General features: G+C 39.2%; 15 protein-coding genes and 1 tRNA gene. 7 read left to right on the plus strand and 9 right to left on the minus strand.

All coding sequences use genetic code 11. From position 1 onward, the window contains the following. Positions 1-121 precede the first annotated feature (121 nt). A complete protein-coding gene (locus NSTC745_RS29330) occupies positions 122-628 on the minus strand; it encodes a 2TM domain-containing protein (RefSeq protein ID WP_445634147.1) in 507 nt (168 codons plus the stop codon). A 364-nt stretch (positions 629-992) separates the two neighbouring features. Next, positions 993-1,799, minus strand: coding sequence for a creatininase family protein (locus NSTC745_RS29335; protein ID WP_445638716.1), 807 nt, complete (start codon positions 1,797-1,799; stop codon positions 993-995). Between the two features lie 516 nt (positions 1,800-2,315). Between NSTC745_RS29335 and NSTC745_RS29340 the strand changes: the two genes are divergently transcribed. Next, positions 2,316-3,032 (plus strand): ROK family protein, encoded by a 717-nt coding sequence (locus NSTC745_RS29340; RefSeq protein ID WP_445634148.1) that lies wholly within the window; start codon positions 2,316-2,318, stop codon positions 3,030-3,032. Between the two features lie 789 nt (positions 3,033-3,821). Next, complete coding sequence (locus NSTC745_RS29345; protein ID WP_445634149.1) at positions 3,822-4,376, plus strand: peptidoglycan-binding domain-containing protein; 555 nt, start codon at positions 3,822-3,824, stop codon at positions 4,374-4,376. 137 nt (positions 4,377-4,513) lie between these two features. On the opposite strand, the gene NSTC745_RS29350 is transcribed toward NSTC745_RS29345, so the two are convergent. Together NSTC745_RS29350 and NSTC745_RS29355 are read right to left on the minus strand one after the other, a co-directional pair. Continuing rightward, positions 4,514-6,934, minus strand: a complete 2,421-nt coding sequence (locus tag NSTC745_RS29350; RefSeq protein ID WP_445638717.1) for a sucrose synthase — start codon at positions 6,932-6,934, stop codon at positions 4,514-4,516. A 1,169-nt stretch (positions 6,935-8,103) separates the two neighbouring features. After that, positions 8,104-8,176: transfer RNA gene (locus tag NSTC745_RS29355), tRNA-His, on the minus strand. Positions 8,177-8,300: 124 nt separating this feature from the next. Here NSTC745_RS29355 and NSTC745_RS29360 point away from each other — a divergent pair. The 3 genes from NSTC745_RS29360 (at position 8,301) to cobA (ending at position 10,397) form a co-directional block, all read left to right on the plus strand. Further along, on the plus strand, positions 8,301-8,684 hold the full coding sequence (locus NSTC745_RS29360; protein WP_445634150.1) for a DUF4359 domain-containing protein: 384 nt from the start codon (positions 8,301-8,303) through the stop codon (positions 8,682-8,684). A 190-nt stretch (positions 8,685-8,874) separates the two neighbouring features. Next, on the plus strand, positions 8,875-9,621 hold the full coding sequence (locus NSTC745_RS29365; RefSeq protein WP_445634151.1) for a sirohydrochlorin chelatase: 747 nt from the start codon (positions 8,875-8,877) through the stop codon (positions 9,619-9,621). After that, positions 9,618-10,397, plus strand: a complete 780-nt coding sequence (cobA, locus tag NSTC745_RS29370) for a uroporphyrinogen-III C-methyltransferase (RefSeq protein ID WP_445634152.1) — start codon at positions 9,618-9,620, stop codon at positions 10,395-10,397. Before NSTC745_RS29365 ends, cobA begins: the two co-directional genes overlap by 4 nt. 37 nt (positions 10,398-10,434) lie before the next feature. On the opposite strand, the gene NSTC745_RS29375 is transcribed toward cobA, so the two are convergent. Then, positions 10,435-11,475, minus strand: coding sequence for a threonine aldolase family protein (locus NSTC745_RS29375; RefSeq protein ID WP_445638718.1), 1,041 nt, complete (start codon positions 11,473-11,475; stop codon positions 10,435-10,437). A gap of 880 nt (positions 11,476-12,355) precedes the next feature. On the opposite strand from NSTC745_RS29375, the gene NSTC745_RS29380 reads away from it, so the two are divergent. Both NSTC745_RS29380 and NSTC745_RS29385 read left to right on the plus strand, forming a co-directional pair. Continuing rightward, entirely contained in the window at positions 12,356-13,138 is a 783-nt protein-coding gene (locus NSTC745_RS29380) for an ABC transporter ATP-binding protein (RefSeq protein WP_445634153.1), read from the plus strand. A 142-nt stretch (positions 13,139-13,280) separates the two neighbouring features. Beyond that, entirely contained in the window at positions 13,281-14,756 is a 1,476-nt protein-coding gene (locus NSTC745_RS29385) for an MlaD family protein (protein WP_445634154.1), read from the plus strand. 52 nt (positions 14,757-14,808) lie between these two features. On the opposite strand, the gene NSTC745_RS29390 is transcribed toward NSTC745_RS29385, so the two are convergent. The 4 genes from NSTC745_RS29390 to NSTC745_RS29405 all read right to left on the minus strand — a co-directional run bounded on the left by NSTC745_RS29390 (position 14,809) and on the right by NSTC745_RS29405 (position 21,032). Beyond that, positions 14,809-15,909: an AI-2E family transporter gene (locus NSTC745_RS29390; RefSeq protein ID WP_445634155.1), complete on the minus strand. Its 1,101-nt coding sequence runs from the start codon at positions 15,907-15,909 to the stop codon at positions 14,809-14,811. A gap of 66 nt (positions 15,910-15,975) precedes the next feature. Beyond that, positions 15,976-17,409, minus strand: a complete 1,434-nt coding sequence (locus NSTC745_RS29395) for a bifunctional orotidine-5'-phosphate decarboxylase/orotate phosphoribosyltransferase (protein ID WP_445634156.1) — start codon at positions 17,407-17,409, stop codon at positions 15,976-15,978. Positions 17,410-17,531: 122 nt separating this feature from the next. After that, a complete protein-coding gene (locus NSTC745_RS29400; RefSeq protein ID WP_445634157.1) occupies positions 17,532-18,254 on the minus strand; it encodes a molybdopterin-dependent oxidoreductase in 723 nt (240 codons plus the stop codon). A 225-nt stretch (positions 18,255-18,479) separates the two neighbouring features. Further along, positions 18,480-21,032: a DNA translocase FtsK gene (locus tag NSTC745_RS29405; RefSeq protein ID WP_445634158.1), complete on the minus strand. Its 2,553-nt coding sequence runs from the start codon at positions 21,030-21,032 to the stop codon at positions 18,480-18,482. Positions 21,033-21,046 lie beyond the last annotated feature (14 nt).

Here is a 21,046-nt window from a genome sequence, read left to right on the forward strand (position 1 = left end):
TTTTAAGGAGGATAATGACGGATCTACGAGGATTTTGGTTTCCTACAGAGATGTGTGTACGCTGTAGCCTTACTAAGGGGAGGGTACGCGATAGCGCGGGTGGGGTATTTCAGCACTAAATTTAATAAGTCTGAAACGCTCTAAACCATTTATTTAAAACTGTACTGATGGTTTTCTTAATTTGATGCTTGCGATTCCACTTCTGGAATGCAATTTCGTATTCTTCGCCTTTGATTTGAAAGGTATTCCAGACATCAAGCCCTACTGGCAGTCCGCAGAATAGTAAAATGTACAGCGACCAAGAAATTCCACCACCAGCGATTAAATCAATGAGTATCAAAAAGCCATTGACAATTGCATAATTGCCTAGACGTTTTTGAAATCTTCTCTTGCGGTAAGCGTCAAAAGCTTTTCGTTGTTGGGCTTGACCTTGTTGGAGCAACCAATCGCGTTCTGCTAATTTTAAAGACTCAGGTGAAATTTCTAACTCAGCAGCAATTTCTAATATCTGTTCGTAAGAAAATTCTGTATCTTTATCATCAGCTTGACGAGCGATCGCTAGGTTTAGAATTTGTTGTACATCTTCTTGGCTATAAGAGCGGATGCTTTGAGGTTCAAAGGCCGTCATAATTCTTTTTCTGATAAAATTTTCAATAGGAACTTACTTTCCGAGAGATTTTAACTAGCTAAGCCAGTACTATTTCTATTATTCTTAGATTAACAAATTTATCGCAATCCTATTTGAGTTGTGAAAAATATCAGCTTGTTGAATGTTAACTTTTGAGCACCAACCGTCAACAAGCTGATAGAACTACTATCGATGCTGTGGCGGATCTAAGTAGAAGGACTAAATTAAACCTAACTTGAAATTACCGGGTTTCGACTCCCTTCGACTCCGCTCAGGGCAAGTCGCTCAACCCTCTTTTAGTCAGGCTACTGAGCATTGAGCGGAGTCGAAATGCGTCTTATAAATAATTGTGTCCACCTAGTTATTAACTTTGAACTTTTGGTTGTTGAAAAGCGTAAATATCTTGAATAACTTGTACCCAACCGTTAGCTACAGATTCGAGAATGCGATCGCCTTTTTCTTTAGTTGCGGTTGTAGCGTCACCAATGACTCCACTTTTGCTGATATCTCGCGTCACCCAAGCCACAGGTAACTTACCCTCCCAACTCAGTAAACTACTTTCTGTCTGTTCTGGCGGATACTCTGCAACGGCTTTTTCTAACTGCACTTGTTCTGGCAACAGCGACAGCATAATACTAGTTTCGGCATCTCCGGCGTGCATTCCTAGTGCTGCTTCTTTCGGTGTTAATAATTCTTTAGTAATATGAGGCACGCGCCAAGTAAACAATGGAAATACCAAAAAGTCTTCATACTGAACGTGTAAATCCCGCGCCGCCATTTGCATGACTTGGGGTTGTCCGCCGTGGGAGTTCATTAACACCAATTTTCTAAACCCAGCACGGTAGATACTTTCTCCTACTTCCATAATAATTGCCGTCAGAGTTGCCGTGCTGAGGGTAATTGTGCCGGGAAAATGCCAGTGTTCGTTAGATTTCCCATAATAAAGGGTTGGTAAAGCATAAGCCGGAATACTAGGATCGAGCTTTTCCAATGCTTTGCCCAGTACCCCCACACCAATAGCAGCATCTACAATTAATGGCAGATGGGGGCCATGTTGTTCAATTGCCCCTACTGGTTGGATGATAACCACATTTTCCTTATTTGGCATTGCCTGGATGTCAGTCCAACTCAGGTAGGGAAAAAACCGTTGTGGGGGAATGAAACTGTGCATATTACTGAAATAGTTATATTTTAGGGCATGGGGTATGGGGTATGTGGAAAGCCGAACTCTATTAAGGAGTATCAAAGACTCGTCAGCGAGTATTAAAGACTCATTCACGAGTATCAAAGACTCGTCGGCGAGTATCAAAGACTCGTCGGCGAGTATCAAAGACTCGTCGGCGAGTATCAAAGACTCGTCGGCGAGTATCAAAGACTCGTCGGCGAGTATCAAAGACTCGTCGGCGAGTATCAAAGACTCATTCACGAGTATCAAAGACTCGTCGGCGAGTATTAAAGACTCATTCACGAGTATTAAAGACTCGTCGGCGAGTATTAAAGACTCATTCACGAGTATCAAAGACTCATTCACGAGTATTAAAGACTCATCCGCTACTCCCAATGCCCAATGCCCAATGCCCCATGCCCAATGCCCCACCAATAATGAAGACTCTCCAAACATCGGGATATTACCAGATGTAGCAGAGCATAATAACGAAAGAACAAGCTGTGACAGGGATGTAGCTCAATGGTTGAAGAAAATGGATCGATTCGTACATTGTCAGTTGATATTGGCGGTAGTGGCGTTAAGGCAATGGTTTTGGATATTACGGGAAATCCAATAACTGAAAGAGCGCGTTTAGATACACCGCAACCTGCTACACCTGAGGTTGTAATTAATGCAATTGCTGTGTTAGCGGCGGCGCAAGGTGAGTTTCATCGGGTTTCGGTGGGTTTTCCTGGTGTGGTGCGCTGTGGAGTCACGGAAACAGCGGTAAATTTGCATCCAGATTGGATTGGCTTTGATTTAGAAACAGCATTATTAAAACGTTTAAACAAGCCTGTACGCGCGATCAATGATGCAGATATGCAAGGGTTTGGGGCGATCGCAGGTAAAGGTGTAGAATTGGTGATTACTCTGGGAACGGGGTTTGGTTCGGCTTTATTTGTAGACGGGAAGTTAGTGCCAAATATGGAAATGGGACATCATCCATTTCGCAAAGGAGAGACTTTTGAACAACAACTAGGACGCGCAGAGTTAGAAAAAATTGGCGAGAAAAGATGGAATAAGCGTTTACAAAAGGCGATCGCATCTTTGCAACATCTGTTCAATTATGATTATCTATACATTGGTGGTGGTGAAGCCGTAAAAGTGAATCTTCAGTTACCGTTAAATGTGAAACTTATCCCCAATATCACTGGTTTATTAGGCGGTATTGCTTTGTGGCGAGATGAGAAAAGGTAAAAAGTTTTGCCATATCCACAACTGAGTATCCTTAGTACAGTGTTTCGTTAATTCCTAGCAAATTCTTTTTGGATAAGGCTGTGCATAGCTTTGCGTTGAATTTTTAACCTTCAATTGATGACGAATTTACGCAAAGCTGCAATCAAAAGTAAAGTTTTAAAACCAAATAATACTGGGATAAGCAGGATGTATCAATCAATATAATATTGGTTGATAAAAAGTTTATAACCCCCTCCAAGGGGGGACAAATTATTGGGAACCGTGAGTTTATCATTGTTGCCAAATACTACACTAATGAAGCCCCAAAAAATTAACTCCCAAAATCCAGTAGTATTTTGGCTCGCAGGATATAAACATAATAAAGGCAGCATCAGCATACCAAGCGCGAGCCAAAAATGACTAGACAAATTTATTTGATAACATTCCCATGCGATCGTATAGTATGTTATTGTCTAAACCGTTGATTTAGATAAGATATCTTACAAGTTTATAGCTTGATAAAAGATAAAAAAAGCACAAAGGCTAATGATGTTAGTCTAATTAGGCCGAATGGGAGGTACAAAAAATATTACATGTAGCAGAATTTAGAATTCGGGAGTCAAAATTGGAGAGTAAAAGAGGCTTTATAGTTGGCTATCAGACGGATCGTTGTGTAATTCACTTTACTTAAATCTGCTGTGTGTGAAAAAATTACTAGATGATTTTTTTGATGAGAACAGTATGCAGTATCCCGGACAGCAGTACTGTTGTTTGTTAAAAGAAATATTGGTTTAACTAAAATGAACGACAATGACTGAAATTGGCCTGATGATGACGGGCGTTTTAACAGCAAGACAAGCATCTGGGCCTAATTTGCCAGAACAGCAATTATTTCAGATGGAAAATGACGGCAACAAGTCAAAGCGGAGTCAGTTAGAAATAACTGCTCAAGTCATACCACCTGAATTCATGCAAACAGATGAAAATTTGCACGCTTCTCTACGAGGGATGGCGCTAGAAAAAGAAAATACAGTTCAAAAAATTAACAAAAAGAATCAGTTTCCACCTTCTCCTGGTTTAGCACAGCCTCAAAAGTATTCTCAGTCCGTAGGGAAAAACCGTGCAAAGTCTGGGGGAAAATTCGATAAATATGCTAGCCAGCCTCTACCAACTCTCTATTTTGGTAGCTCTGGTGTTGCTGTCAGAGCTTTACAACGGCTCTTAGTATCTAACGGATATACCGTTAGAGTCGATGGAATCTTTGGGGCGCTGACGGAAACTGCTGTCAAAGCATTTCAAAACCAGCGGAATTTAGCAGCGGATGGAATCGTTGGTCAACGAACCTGGCGAGCCTTAACAATTTAGTCATTGGTCATTGGTAATTAGTCATTGGTCATTGGTCATTTGTTTTTATTAGTCATGAGCCATTAGTCCTTGGTCATTTGTTCTTAACTAACAAGAGAGAATGCTATGACTAATGACTAATGACCAATAACTATTGACTAACGGTACTTATGTTGCTCCAATAACTGTTGCGCTCTTGGCTTGTAAATTAAATAGAATAAAGCCTCTATATAGCGCAACAAATCTTCTCGATTTTCCTTGGAAGTAAAGTTCCAAAAGCCATAAATTCGTGCTAACGATAACAGCTTGGTGGTGTGAATTTTCCAAGTATAGGTACTGTAAACTCGGTCAATGGCTCGCTGGGAAATTTCATTCCAATACTGAGAATTTTGGTCGCATTTAGTGACAAAATCCACGATTTTTGTTGCTGTCTCTTCTAGATTTGTCGGGTTAATGTAAAAGCCATTAACTTTGTTCTGAATAATTTCTAGCGGCCCGCCAAACTGTGTGGCAAAAGTGGGTAACCCTGAAACCATCGCCTCTAAAATTGTTAAACCGAAAGCTTCAAATAAAGCTGGTTGCACAAAAATTCCTTGGCGATCGCTAATCACTCGGTAAATTTCACCAGAATCAGTTTTAGATAACCGCACACCCAACCAGCGAATCTTTCCGTGGAGATTGTATTCGTCAATTATGTGGTAAAGTTTGACAATTTCATCGCGTTCTTCGTTGTCGTCGGATTCTTCTACACGCAACTTACCCGCTACTAAAATTAAGTTGCAATGTTCTTGTAATTCTTTACTTTGACCAAAGCATTCGGCTAAACCTGTAAGGTTTTTGATCCGGTCAAGACGCGCCATTGAAAATAGAGGACGCTTGTTAGGATCGTCAAGTTTGCCAAAGATTTGACTGGGGTCATCTAAGTTAAAGAGCATTTCTGCAAGGCGCTGGCGATCGCTTTCGACTCTATCTTGAGTCCGCGTGTAGGGAAAGTAGTAATTTTCGTTGACTCCAGGGGGTACAACATTAAATTTGGGACTGAATAATTCAATGCCGTTGGTTACGTGATATAACTCCGGCATGGTGAAGCATTTATAGGATTCATACTGTCCCACACTATCGGGCGTTCCCACAATTTCTTGGTAGGTACTGCTAATAATGAAATTGGCAGCATTCATCGCAATTAAGTCAGCTGTAAACTGCAAGGAAAAATGATATTTATCCTCTAAATCTTGCCAGTAAAGGTTACTAAACAAGTATTTAGATTTTTCCAAAGCATGGGCAATATTACATTGCGTGACTTTCATCCGCCGCGCCAACAAAAATGCCACTAAATTTCCATCAGTATAGTTACCAACTATTAAGTCAGGTCTACCTTGAAATTCTGCCCGCAATTCTCTTTCAGAGTCAACGGCGAAAGTTTCCAGATAAGGCCAAAACTCAAACCGGGAAATCCAGTTTTGAGTCATGTTTGGATTAAAGTCCCGCAGAGGTACTCGCAAAATCCAGGCGTTTTCTGTGCCGTGAACTTTTTCTAGCCGCTGATTGCAAAGGGTACCATCACTATTAGGAATCAAGCGGCTGAGAATAATCACCTTTGGCTGGACGTTCAAGCCTTCTAAGCCAGCTAGCAAAGCATCTTCTTGCAGCTGTTTTTCTAGACTTTTTGCTTGGTCGAGGACGTAAACCACCTGACCGCCAGTGTCGGGACGCCCCAAAACGCCTTCTTGACCGAACCATCCGTGGGCTGACACCAGGACGATTCTAAAAATCATCGGAACGCGAGAAATGAAGGCTTCTAGGGTCTGAGGATCGGGAGAATCAATCAATTCATCAAGAATATTTAGGGTGTCTCGCACGCGTGCTGCGGTATTACCCCAACCCGGTTCAAAACCCATTGTTTGCAACTGGAAGCGGAATTTTTCATAGGGTTCATCATCGGGGCGATCGCTAACAAAACCGATCGCTTTCTTCACTTGGTCGGAAAGTTGCTGTTGGGATTGAATGCGATCGTTTACCAACAATTGCACGCCGTTGTATTGGTGCAAGCGCAAGAAATTCAACAAGCTTTCCAGCAATTGTTTGGAATCTTGAAATATTTTGCTCGATAGATAGCGGTTGAGGAATTGTACCCCCTTACCGATATTTTTCGGGTCGCGGATGACTGGGGTGTAGTCATAAAACGGGCCGAAATCCAACTCTAGCAAGTCGCCCTCGTTAGGATGATATTTGTTTACCAGGCGATCGCGCAAATCGAGTAAGTCCTGCACCGTCATCGGCTCAATGCTCAAATCTGAGGTTAACCAATAGACTTCTTGACTGGCAATTTTAGAACGAATGATGAAACAGAAGTTTGAGTCCTCTTGAATAATTTCCTGAGTGTAGTAAATGAGTTTACTTAAATCAGATGTAGTGTAAAATTCCTCAGGTTTCTGGTACTTGGAGCAATATTCAGCGTATACATTAAGTATGTCATTTCGCAGCAAGTACTTCTTTTCTCGTTGGCGTAATTCACTAATGAAGGAACGCAAATCATTTTTTTCTTCACTTTCTAAGACTGCTTGCAGCAATTCAGACATGGCAACTCCAGTGGATGACGATGTTTGCATTGTTAACTTCAGTACTTTTTATTAACCGCGTAGAAAAACAAAACAACACAGATAATATTGTTTATCTGTGTATCTACGAGTATCTACTTTTCAGCAGCACTGAAATCATCTTGTACTTTACTTAAAGTATCTATTACTAAGTATTTTTGGCTCTCACTAAAGGAATACAATCGTTATTTCTTTTGATAGAGGTTGTTAAGTAACTGATACAATCATTAAAAAAGCAACTCATATTATAATTACTAATTCGTAATGAATTACTTCTCAGCTGCCAATTCTGGGATTGCTATGACTATATTCTTCAAACTGGTGAAACAAAAGTTATTTTTTTACCTTAAACCTTAATTTGTATTTAAAATTAAATGAATTAAAATCAACTTTTCATTTGATTTCAACTCATCTTAATTCAGCCTAGTTATAATTTCACTATCAAGATTTTTAAATCAGGTCGATTGATATGGCTGACAATACACATAACTTAGCACCTTCTGACCATAGCATAGGCAACATTATGATTGTTTCTTTGCTTGCCTTGTGTGGCTTGACTTTTATCATTCTTCTAGGCATCTTTTAACAGTTGAACTTCCTTTACAAAACCCAATTATCGCAGTTTAACTTCCCGATTTCTCAAAAGAAGTCGGGAATCTCATATTTACAGGAGAATTCTAAATTTTGATTCCTGAATTCTGAGTTATGTTGTAAATAAAAGGCGTCCTTTTATTTAATGGACGATTCATTCTAATTCTTTGCCAAAAATTCTTGAACAGTCAGAATCTCAATGCCCTTCCAAGGATTTAGCACAAGCAATACACTCTGCTTGTCCGCTGAGTGCTAATTCCAAATATTTGTTATCTTTTGAGTCTCGGCATTCATTAACCTGCTCAGTCACATTAATAAAAAGAGCTGGCGTTTCTTGTAAAGTTTAGCGGAGTATTAATTTCAGGCGATCGATTTCGATAATCAATTGGAATTGTTGAATCAGGCGGTTGATGGACAGAGAAATTTTCCAAAAACTTTAAAAGTACCTGATTGTACTTAAGCAAGTAAATCTGCTTATATACATATAATTACTTATAAGGTAAATTAATGTATATCTTGGTTCAGTTTTCTTGACCTTTTAAGTCTATAAACATAACAAGGGCGAACGATGGGACTCGAACCCACGGATGGTGGTACCACAAACCACTGCCTTAACCACTTGGCTACGCTCGCCATTCGACAATTTGAATTATAACAATTTTTTGGAAAGCGAGCAAGAGTTTTTCTTTTAGGAACGGAAGAATTGCATTTAGAGTCTCTGGAATCTAACATTTATAATGACTTTCACTTGGCAAACATGAAACAGTTAACCATCATCGCGTATACTGGAGCAGCAGCAGGACTCGCCGTCTTAGGTGTGACAATGGCGAAGACTAATCCCAGCCAAGTTGCCTATGAGGAATATGCAGTGCAACGGCTGGCAAGCTACTTAAAAACCGATGTGTGCAAAAAAACTACGAATTTCATCGAAAATTTAATTCGTTTTAATTGTGAGAAGTTAGTCGATGGAGCTAACCCGCAAATGCAGGAAATTATTAATAGAACTACAGAACGGCAAAATTATATTTTTTTTAGTGTTTACCGTACAGATTTAAAAATAAGTTCTTGGGTACCTTCTTACAAATTTGAAACGGTGGGAGCTTTCGATCGATTTTATACTTTTACTGCGGAAGAGCAATAGGGCAATGGGCAATGGGCAAGAGTATTATAGTTGTGGCGATCGCTAGTTCCTTGTGAGGTAGAATCTGGGGACTGGCGATTGGGGACAAGGGAGACAAGGGGAATAATTCATCAGTCATCAGTCAACCGTCTCAATGCCCAGTCCCTCGCGTAAAATATGAAAACTGGTTACTGAAAGTTTAAGCTTGCCTATGTCATCTGCATATTTATTGGTATCTCATGGAAGTCGCGATCCGCGCCCAGAAATTGCTATGCAGGAACTCGCAAGGCTAGTATCTGAGAAATTGCACAAAAATCACAACCAAGGAAATAGCGAACATGTTGTAGGTATTGCTGCTTTAGAAATGAGCCAAAAGCCTCTACACGAGCAGATAAAAGAATTTGCCAAGACTGCTTTTGGCGTTGAGAAAGTGTCTCAAAATCGAAATCACCTCAAGATTTTACCGCTATTTCTGCTGCCGGGAGTGCATGTAATGACAGATATTCCCGCCGAAGTAGCTTTAGCACAACAGGCGACTGGTGAAGAGATAGCCATTGAATTGCAACCATACTTGGGTTCTCACCCAGATTTGAAAAAATTGCTCTCCAAGCAAGTTGCTAAAATAGAAGCACAAGCATGGATTCTCTTATCTCATGGTAGCCGTCGCCCTGATTCTCAAAAACCAGTGGAAGCAACTGCGGCGAGTTTGGGAGCGGTGATTGCTTATTGGTCTGTAGCTGATAGTTTAGAATTACGGGTGAAAGAGTTGGTTGCTGCGGGTTATCAGGAAATTGCAATTTTGCCATATTTTTTATTCGCGGGTGGAATAACCGATGCGATCGCCGCCTCAGTAGAAAAGCTAAAATTACAATTTTCGGCAGTAACTTTCCACTTGGCAGAACCTCTAGGAGCAAGTGCAGAATTAGCCGATTTAATTTGGGATTTAACAGACAAATGAACCCCACAGTCACACAGAGGAACAAATATTTGGGAAAAGTTTATTTAGTAGGTGCGGGGCCAGGAGATCCAGGACTAATAACTCTCAAGGCGAAAGGTTTATTAGAATGTGCAGATGTAGTCATCTATGATGCTTTGGTGAGTCCGGCAATTCTAGCAATGATTAATCCTCAAGCCGAGCAAATTAACGCTGGTAAACGCAGAGGAAAACATTCGCTGTTGCAAGAAGAAACCACTCAACTGCTGATTGATAAAGCCCAGGATTATGCAATTGTAGTACGGCTAAAGGGTGGCGATCCCTTTATTTTTGGTCGTGGTGGCGAAGAAATGGCAGAATTAGTAGAAGCAGGAGTTTCAGTTGAGGTTGTGCCTGGTATCACTTCGGGAATTGCCGCCGCTGCCTATGCAGGCATACCATTAACGCATAGATTGTATAGTTCATCGGTAACATTTGTTACTGGGCATGAGGCAGCAGGTAAATATAAACCCTTGGTTAATTGGAGTGCGATCGCCCACGGTTCCGAAACTATTGTGATTTATATGGGAATTCACAATTTGCCTTACATTGTGGAAGAATTAACTAAGGCTGGTTTGAGTTTAGAAACGCCCATTGGTTTGGTGCGCTGGGGTACGCGCCCAGAACAAGAAGAATTAATTGGGACATTAGAGACAATTGTCCAGCAAGTCGAGGAAACAGGATTTGGTGCCCCGGCGATCGCAGTAATTGGACAAGTGGTGAAGATGCACGAAATTTTGTCTGGTTGTCGTCCAGTTTGATGCTTGCTGCAAAGCTTATTTATAGCAGGCAACAGGCCTACAAAACAATTGCATTCTTAATATCATCAATCAATTCATCAATTCTGGATTTAGTTGTATTCCAAGAACATACAAAACGCGCTCCTCCCACACCAATAAATGTATAAAATTGCCATTTTTTGGCTTTTAAACTGTGAGTAACTTGTTCGGGCAATTTGACAAACACTGCATTGGCTTCTCTGGGAAACATCAAGTCAACGCCTTCTATATTTAATAGCTGATTTTCTAAATATTCAGCACATTGGTTGGCATGTCTAGCATTTTTTAGCCAAGCACCAGTTTCCAATAAACCCAACCAAGGAGCCGAAATAAACCGCATTTTTGAGGCTAGTTGACCTGCTTGCTTGCAACGATAATCAAAATCTTCTGCTAGTGCTTTATTGAAGAAAATAATCGCTTCACCTAATGCCATTCCATTCTTAGTACCACAGAAACACAACACATCCACGCCAGATTTCCAACTAATTTCGGCAGGGCTTTTATTCATCGCTGCAACTGCATTGGCAAAACGAGCGCCATCCATATGAACTTTTAAGTTATACTTTTTCGCAACTTCTTTAATTTGCAGAAGTTCTTCAATAGAATATAAGGTTCCTAATTCAGTTGATTGTGTAATACTAATAACTTTAGGTTTGGGATAATGAATATCATTACGCCGAGTAACAATTGCTTCTATAGCTTGTGATGTTAACTTGCCATTTTTTCCTTGAGCGAGTAGCAGTTTAGAACCGTTAGAGGCAAATTCTGGGGCGCCACATTCATCTGTTTCAATATGGGCTGTTTCATGACAAATAACACTGTGATATGACTGGCAAAGTGCAGCTAAAGATAAAGAATTTGCTGCTGTTCCATTAAAGGCAAAAAATATTTCACAGTCAATTTCAAAAAGTTCCCGAAAATAATCTGTGGCTTTTTGAGTCCATTCATCATTTCCATAGGCGGGAACGCTACCCTGATTTGCCCGAACCATATATTCCAGGGCTTCCGGACATATACCAGAGGAATTATCACTTGCAAACTGTTCTGAGGAGATAGTCATCATCTCTAAGTTGATTTTTATCAGTATTTTTTCCAATGTTAGTGAATATTTTTGCCACTTGCCAACTCAAGATTTTGATTATACGTAGGTAGACATAACTAAATGTAAAATACAAAAGCTTAAAATCGCGATCGCAACTGGCTATTCACTTCTGGTTTCAGCATAGCTGCTAGTTACAACGGTGCTGTTCGCGATACTGGGGCATTTAGTCTGTGCTTCAGCTTAATCATTAGACCTCTTGCATCAATCAGATTATGACTACTAAACAGTTTATTTCTCTGTAACTCTCTGCGCCCACCGAAGTTCAGATCGGCGGAAGCCGCCGCTCCAACTTCTCTCTGCGCCTCTGCGTGAGATAAAAAACTCTTCTTTTCAACATTCGTGCAAGAAGTCTATTGATTTGCCAATGTCCGCAGAAAACTAGCGTCTGAGTTTATTCTGACCGAGACATTCAATTACTTTGGGGCATTCAACTACTAGGGTATCTCGGTCAACCTGATATTGAGGTATTTTGCGATGTTAAAGCTTTTAGCTGAATATTGTGCTAAAAAAATAAAGTTTGCTAATTAAAATACTAATCATATACCGTTGGTCTACTACACAATCCCGTGCCAGTAACTATGACATCACTATCGAGCATATTTCTCCTTTGTAATTTGTCAGACAATTTTCGATTTGAGATTTGAGATTCTGGATTGGCTTACGGCTCAATCCGCTTGCTCTGAACCATCAAGGGATCGTTGGTAATTTATCCTTTGTCATTTATTAGTAGTCCGTTATTATTTGTTATTTACCAATAGCTAATGACCAATGACCAATAACTAATGACCAATGACCAATAACTAATGACAAATGACCAATAACTAATGATTAATCACCAATGACTGAACCATTAATTGAACTCAAAAATGTTTCTAAGTCCTTTGGTAGCCATAAAGTTCTAGATAATGTAGATCTGGCAATTTACCAAGGAGAAGCACTAGGAATTATTGGCCCATCGGGAACTGGTAAATCGACAATTTTACGAGTAATAGCGGGGTTACTTGCTCCTGACGAAGGAGAAATTTATGTTCAAGGAGTGCGAAGAGAGGGTTTGATTGAGGATGGCACCGAGTCAGTTGGAATTGGTATGGTGTTTCAACAAGCGGCATTATTTGATTCGCTGACGGTGGAGGAAAATGTGGGATTTTTACTTTATCAAAATTCCAAGTTACCGCGATCGCGCATTCGAGATTTGGTAAAAGAAAAATTAGAAATGGTAGGCTTGTCGGGAATCAGCGATCTTTACCCAGCAGAACTTTCTGGGGGAATGCGAAAACGAGTCAGTTTTGCCCGTGCGATTATGGCTAACCCCGATAATCCTAAAGAAGGTGCAGAAGTTTTACTTTACGATGAACCAACAGCAGGACTCGATCCCATTGCTTCAACAGTAATAGAAGATTTAATCCGCTCTTTGCAATGTACGCATGGAGTCTGTAGCACTTACGCTGTTGTTACCCACCAAGATAGCACTATACGCCGTACAACTGATAGACTTATATTTCTGTATGAAGGTAAAGTACAGTGGCAGGGTACAGTTAGTGAAGTGTACAGCACAGAAAATCCTTTGATACAACAATTTATTAGTGGAAATGTCCACGGGCCGATTCAGGTAGTCGGGTAAAAATTTAGGAGTGAAGAGTGAGGAGTTGAGAGTGAGGAGTTGAGAGTGAGGAGTTAAAAATAAAAAGTAAAATTCAACTTATAACTCCTAACTGCTAACTCTTAACTTTTAACTTATAACTAATTATTGGATGGAGGAAAAAATGCGAGGTTTAATGACAAGCCGCTTCGCGTCTGGGCGAACATTTAGAGAAGGTTCTGTGGGATTGTTACTCTTATTAGGGATAGGAGTATTTGGAATACTCTTGCTGTGGATAAATAGATTAAATGCTACTAGCGGTACATACAAAGCTATTGTCGAATTTGCTAACGCTGGCGGAATGCAGAGGGGAACACAAGTTCGCTATCGTGGCGTTAAGGTAGGAAATATTTCCCAGATCAAACCAGGAGCAAATGTCATAGATGTCGAGATTCAAATTTTTCAAAGAGACCTGGTGATTCCCCGTAATGTAGTCATAGAAGCTAATCAAAGCGGATTAATTAGCGAGAGTATTATTGATATCACACCAAAAACAGCACTTCCCGTTGGGGTTGCGATCGCTAAACCTTTAGATAAAAATTGTGATGATAGCCTGATAGTTTGTAATGGCTCTCGATTAAAAGGTCAGGTTGGCATCAGTGTTGATGAACTAATTCGCAGTTCAACTGAACTAACGAATGTATACAATAATCCCAAATTTTATAAAAATGTCAATGGAGTTTTGGAAGCTACTACAGTTGCAGCAACCAGTTTTACAGATTTAAGTCAAGATTTAAAAGCTTTAACTAAAAGTTTGCGACAACAATTAAATACATTTTCAGCTACGGCTAATTCAGTTCAACGGGCGACTAACCAACTGAATGTATCTGCGAATGAAACAGTAAATGAATTTGGTACAACTGCAATTCGAGCGAATCGATTGCTAACCAATCTAGATAATTTGTTGACAACAAATCGTTCTTCACTCGTGACTGCACTGAACAATATTACCGAAACTAGCAATCAATTACGTGTTACAGTTAGTAGCCTATCGCCAGCTGTCAATCGCTTCACTCAAGGAGAATTACTTAACAATTTAGAAGCCTTGTCCAGCAATGCGGCACAAGCTTCAGCTAATTTACGCGATGCTTCTAAAACCTTAAGCGATCCCAAGAATATTGTAGTATTGCAACAAACTTTAGATTCAGCACGGGTAACTTTTGAAAACACGCAAAAAATTACATCTGATTTGGATGAATTGACAGGCGATCCTACTTTTCGGCAAAATCTCCGCCAACTCGTAAATGGTCTAAGTAGTTTAGTATCTTCTACACAAAACATGCAACAACAAATGCAGGTTGCTACTACTCTAGATTCAGTAAAAGCTGTTGCGAACAAACCAAAAAATATAGTTACTACTCCAGTAGTAATTCCAGAGCAAATATCCGAGCAAAAACCGCTTTTAAAGTTGCCTTTACCAGAGATAGAATCTCAGAAAAATCCTAATGTTTATGCAATTAATCAACCTCCAATGGAAACTAGCACGACGAACCCTCAAGTAATCCCCAGTCAACCTATCCCTAACTCATCCCAAGAAAATCTTTTGAGACAGCTGCGAGAATATGGGAAGCAACGAGAACAACTAAACACAGAAAAATAGTCATTAGTCATTTCCAAAGGACAAATGACTAATGACAAATGACAAACGACAATCATTGGGATATTGATTCTTCTGCTAACAATTCTGATGGCGGTTCAGCTTCCACTACATTTTCGGAATCACCAGGTTTAGAAAAACCCTCTGCTGCATCTTTAATAAAGCCGGCTACAGGTACGGCAATTACCAAACCTAAGACTCCACCAATATTGGTACCTATAAGCAAAGCAATTAATACCCATATTGGTCGAATGCCAGTAAACTTACCTAAAAGACGAGGTGCGATCGCCTGATCGATCGATTGGTCAACTACCACAGCTAGCACAAGAACTTTCACTGCCAGCCAAAAGTTATGCGAGGCTACGATTAAAGTTATTACAACAAGACTAACAACATCACCAAAGGGAATTAAGCTCAAAAGCCCAACCCCCAAACCAAACAGCAAAGCAAACTGGACTTGAAAAACTAAAAATACTAATGTTTCCGAAACTCCCATCAGCAAAGCCAAAGTCACTTGACCAATCAAGTAATTTTGGAAATTTTGCTGAATCGACTGGCTGACTTTTTGAGGAAAAATTCCAGGTAGTTTATTAAATAATTCTTGCCAAATTCGCGGGCCGTCTAACAACAGATAAAAAGCCAGCACTACAATAATTAGCGCCTCAGATATATTATCAATTGTATCAAGAATAATGCTTAAAAGCTTGTCTGAAATAAACTCTAATTCATGGGGCAATTGCTCAGTAAATTGTGTTAATAATTGTCTGAGATTTACATTTAATTTATGGCTAAAAAACCACTGATTTAAAATTTCTAGTTTTTCTTCGCTAGAATCTATCCATTGGGGAAGGACTTTAGCCATCTCATTAAATTGCTCTAACACAATAGGTAATAAAATAATACCCAAGGCTACGAAAATTATCGATGCTGTGATAAAAACTAAAGCTACTGCATAGCTGCGTTTAACACCTCGCCGTTGAAGAATTGAAACAGGGAAGTTTAAAATAAATGCCAGCAAACTAGCTAATAAAAGAATTGTCACCACAGGTTGCAAACTTTGAAAAAGCCGAGATGCTAACCAAAAATTGAGAAAAACTAAAGGAAATAGTAGCGTCAAAATTAACCATCTAAGTAGTTGATTGAGCGAGAAATTCATATTTAATCAATTTGGTAAAACGACAAAATCTTTCCCTAATTTTCTCAAACCAGCCGTTACTCCAATCTAATTTTCATTAAAAGCTAAAAACTGCTCGTCATTTATTCTTGCTGCTTGATATAGAGTATTGGTAATTTCCGAAATAGTTAAAACTGCATGACTGCAATAACCATTTTGCTGTAACCTATCTTTCACGCCTTGTTCGTGGTCGATAAATACTACAATGTCATTAACATTTAATCCTGCTGATTCTAACTTTTCTGCTCCTTCCATCACACTTTTACCACTGATGAGAATATCATCAACTACGACAACTATTTCACCAGGATGAAAATTACCTTCAATTACTTTTCGAGTTCCGTGGGCTTTTACCTCTTTGCGAGGAAAAATCATCGGACAATTCAGGCGTAAAGCCAAGCCAGTTGCAGTTGGCAAAGAACCATAGGGAATACCTGCTAACCTATCAAAATTAAGATTCTTTAAAATCTCCTCATAAGCAGTGAGAACTTGATTGAAAACTTGAGGATTGGAAATAATTTTACGTAAATCGATGTAATAAGGAAATACGGCTCCTGATGCTTGGACAAAATTGCCAAACATAATGCAGCCAATGTCATAAAGTTGTAAAATCAAATCCTGTTGGGGATGCTGATTTAGCAAACAAACATCAGAGAACCATACAGAACAAGTAGAATTTTCGTGAATAATTTCAGTTTTGATTTGATTAATTTCTGCGCGTAAAGATTGAATTTGCTCAGATAATTGTGGGCTTCCCAGCATATCTTGAGGAACAGGAATTAGCAAACCATCACCGTTAGTATTCAAGCCAGCTTCTAAAATTTGCCTCAGGTTTGATCCCTCCGCCCAAATACTACGCACCATAATAATTCTTTCAGGAGCAACTGCTCGAATACCAGCCAAAACTTCAGAATTTGTAGTTCCAACTTCCAAACCCAATTGTTCTGGAGTCCCCCAATTTTTTGATTCTTTTACTATCTGCAAATAAAGAGGTGATTCTTTTGTTGGATACTGTTGTAAAGCTTCTGCCCCTGGATTAGAAGTACAGCATAAAATAAACACTGCTTTATCAGGATAAACCAAAAAAGGTACTACATGATCTTGTCCTGTATAAGGGCTGAGAGTGATTGCATCTGATTGCCATTCTGTAAACACAGTACGAGCAAAAATGTTACTTGTATTTAAATCGCTGTGTTTAGCATCTAAAATAATTGGTATGTGAGATGGAATAGCTGCTAAAGTTTTGTGCAGTAGTTCTAAACCTGGAATACCTAACGCTTCATAAAAGCCGAGTGTTGGTTTATAAGCACAAACAAAATCAGAGGTTTCAGAAATAATGAATTGTAACCACTCCCACAAACCAGCAATGATATCTTCAGATTGATAACGAGTAGGCATCATCTCTGGATTAGGATCGAGTCCTACAAATAGTAAGCTTTGATTTTGCAAAATATTTTGATTCAATTTATCAAAAAAATTCATATTTTTAGAAGTGTAAGAAGGATTAATATTGAAAATTTAGAAATAATATTTTTTATGCATAAAGTAATAAAAATAAAGAGAATCAACAGAACTCCCCAGTTACTAATCCTATTCACAACTATCTAAATTCCTGCAAACCATTCATAACCTTGATCCTCCCAGTAGCCTTTAAAAGGCGATAAATAACTGGTGAGTGTAATTTGAGTCACCCATTTACTTTGCTTGTAACCCAGTTTAATTGGTGAAGCTAGACGCAAAGGCGCACCATTTTCTACTGGCAAAGTTTCACCATTTTTTTGATAAGCTAATAAAGTTTGGGGATGTAACGCTGAAGCGATATCCCAACTTTCATAGTAGCCATCCGCTGATTTAAAGTAAGCATATTGAATATTCGATTTAGGTTGAGCAAGGGCAATAATTTCTTGCAAACGTACACCACCCCATTGAACGATCGCAGCCCAACCTTCCACACAAACATGGCGAATAATCATTGAAGTTAGCGGCAAATTTTGAATTTCTGCCATGCTGAGGCTGAGAGGATTGTTAACCTCACCATCAACAATTAAACGATACTTTTCTAAATCAATAATGGGATTATATCTGAAGCTATTAACTATTAATGCTTCTGGTTCAATGTCACTGAAAGAAAATTCTGGTACAAGTTTTTGTGGTTGAAATATTAACTTTTCTACCTTTTGATTGAGCGGTTCAGAAAGCTTACCCACAACATCTTCAAATATTGGCGTTCCACAGCCACCCAGAAGAAAACTTACGCCCGAAACTCCAGATATTTGTAAAAATTTGCGGCGTGAGAATTGCGGAGGTTTAACGCGAAATAATTCCATAATTTGAAACTTAATATTTGTAGCTTGTCTTTTGTTCTTTGCAAATGACCAATGACAATTTTTACAGAAAATAGTGCATCACCTTGTACTGAATTTTAGCTTGATTTGGTACTAGTTTTTTACAAAGTTCCAATCACAAGCAATAGGGGAAGAATTACCGCAACTTCCCCTGTGTATCCCTTAAAAACAGGATTGGAGTATTCAATATAACTTTTGAAATTTGTTTTATGCTGATGGCAGTTGAATATTTTTAACGAATAAGCTTTGTAAGCGATGCATTTGAGCGCCTATTTGGTAAAGTAAATCGCCTTTACCCAGCAGATAAGCTGCTGCTGTTTGTTTTCCTCCCAAGACAATAGCTGAGTCTGCTTCACTGGCGGTACGTAAAGCTACTCGTCCTGGTAAGTTTGAGCGAATTATTGGTGTGACAACTTTGGCTTCTGGGCGTTGAGTGGCAATAATGAGATGAATTCCTGCGGCGCGTGCCATTGCTCCGAGTCGTTTTATACTTTGTTCTAGTGATGTGCGGATTTCTTTTTCTGCCATAAAGTCGGCATATTCATCGAAAATGCAGACAATTCGAGGTAAAATCTTTGTAGAGCGTTGGTTGTAAGTACTTAAATCCGCACAGCCAGCTTTTTCAAAGTGGTGGTAACGCGATTCCATCTCTGCGACTAATTCATCCATCAGTTCGATCGCGCGATCGCCATCTTTAACAACTGGCGAATATAACCAAGGCATTTTCTCAAACTCTGGAAATGTGACTCGCTTGGGGTCAACTAGGGCGATTTTCAGATATTCTGGGGAATGACGATTCAGGAGACTGAGGAGGAGCGATCGTAAAAACTCACTCTTACCACTACCAGTTGTACCGCCAACTAAAAAATGACAAGTATTCGCATCAGATAAATCAGCCTCTACTAATTCTCCTTCAATATTCACCCCAATTGCAATTTTTATAGGTATTGTTGGAGGTAAAAATTGTGGCTGAATATACTCTTCAAAACTTGCAATTTGCCGATCTGGACGAGGTAAATCAACGCTAACATAACCAGCTTGCGGCGCAATTAACGGCGGATTTGCTAACCCCATCTGCACTTGTAAATCAGCTGACAATTTCAAAAGTGCATTAACTTTCACACCTAAATGAGGCTTAAGTTTCACTCGAATAAAAGCCGGCCCAACAGCAGCACCGCGATCATCTACACTAATACCAAATGATTGCAAAGTAGTAACCAACTCTTCACCAATCGCATCAGCATTAACAGAATTTGTTCTTGTGGCATCTTGCCCGCCATTCTTCTCATCTTGAGATGGTAAACTAGGCGAAACAAAAAAAGTCTGACACTTTTGCTGTTGAGGACAAATTTCGCATAGATAAGGCTGAGTTGTTGGCGGTGGCGAATTGGGATGAGGTGGTTCCCAACTTAACCATTGCTGCATCTGGTGTAATTTATAGGGAATCAACTGATGTACCGTATTTTCTAGCTGTTCCCAAGAATATTGATACTCTTTAAACTCTGGCAAAACACAATAAACTGCCGAATCAACTGCTACCTTTTTCTGATGCCAAAGCATATAACTATAAAGAGCAACTTGAGCTAATTGCGCTGACGGATCTGCTGGCTGATAAGTTTTAAATTCAAGTACGCATAACCGCTTAACTTCAAAATTATAAACCAAACAATCAAATTCTCCTCCTACCCTTTGTTGTGTGCGATCGGGTAACTGAAAATAATGCTCAAGCTTACGTTCTTGAGAAACAAAAGTGTTGCGAATAACTGCTTCTGCACTACAATAACGTCGATTAACAACAAGTAATTCTGCAAAGCGTCTGATTAATCCTTGTAATCCTTGCCAAACTTTGTACAATGGTTGCGCTGCACTTGCATCTTGTTCAACAGCTTTTTCTAGATAAGTAGAAAATTTAATCTCATAAAAAATCTGTTGCAGACGCGAGGCAATTTCATCACTATTTACTTGAGATATACTATTTTTAAATGTTTCTTGAAATCTTGGTTCGCTAACCGCTAGCTTGATAAAACTATCAGCTAATTGATGAAAGCTATTACCAATACCAACATGATTATCTGGTGGTATAAATAAAGTATTGCCGCCAAATTTTTGATGTAAATAAAATAACCGAGGACATTCAAAAGCGACTCTGACTTTAGTAGCTGTTAAAGATGTATTTTTTGAATCATGAGGCATAATATTAAAAATATTAGTTACAAAATTACGACTAGAAATTTCTAATAAACGGCGATGAACAGCAGCCAAATAGACTGTATCCATAGCCGCATAATGTAGCTGCTTGTCACTCAAAGGACGCTTTCCCCAGTCACTTCTACCTTCTTCTGAATCGACATGAGAAAATTGACAAAGTTCTGTCGCTAAAGTTTTCAGTTTTAAATTCGATGTTTGTAACCTTTTGAGGGTAATCTTTCTTGCTAGCTTCAGAGTACAGGTAATATTTTGTGCAGATTTTTCACCCAAGTATTTTAAATCAAAACTCGCATTGTGAAATACTTTCTCAATTTGAGAATTAACCATGATTTGCTGAATAAATAGTGCAATCAAATCAGGTTTATTCAATACATCGAAAATATAAGCAAAGTTTCCTGTAGAGTCGGTGGGTTCTGCTAATATCTGAATTAATGATAGTTTAGGATATGGAGTATTCCAATTAGCTACTTCTGTATCTAGCCATAGCACTTTAGCAAAGGCAAATTTTGCAATTTGTGTCTGAATTTCAGAAGCTTGTGTTAGGTAGTACATTGGCTAAAATTTAA

This window comes from Nostoc sp. DSM 114161, from assembly GCF_052692665.1.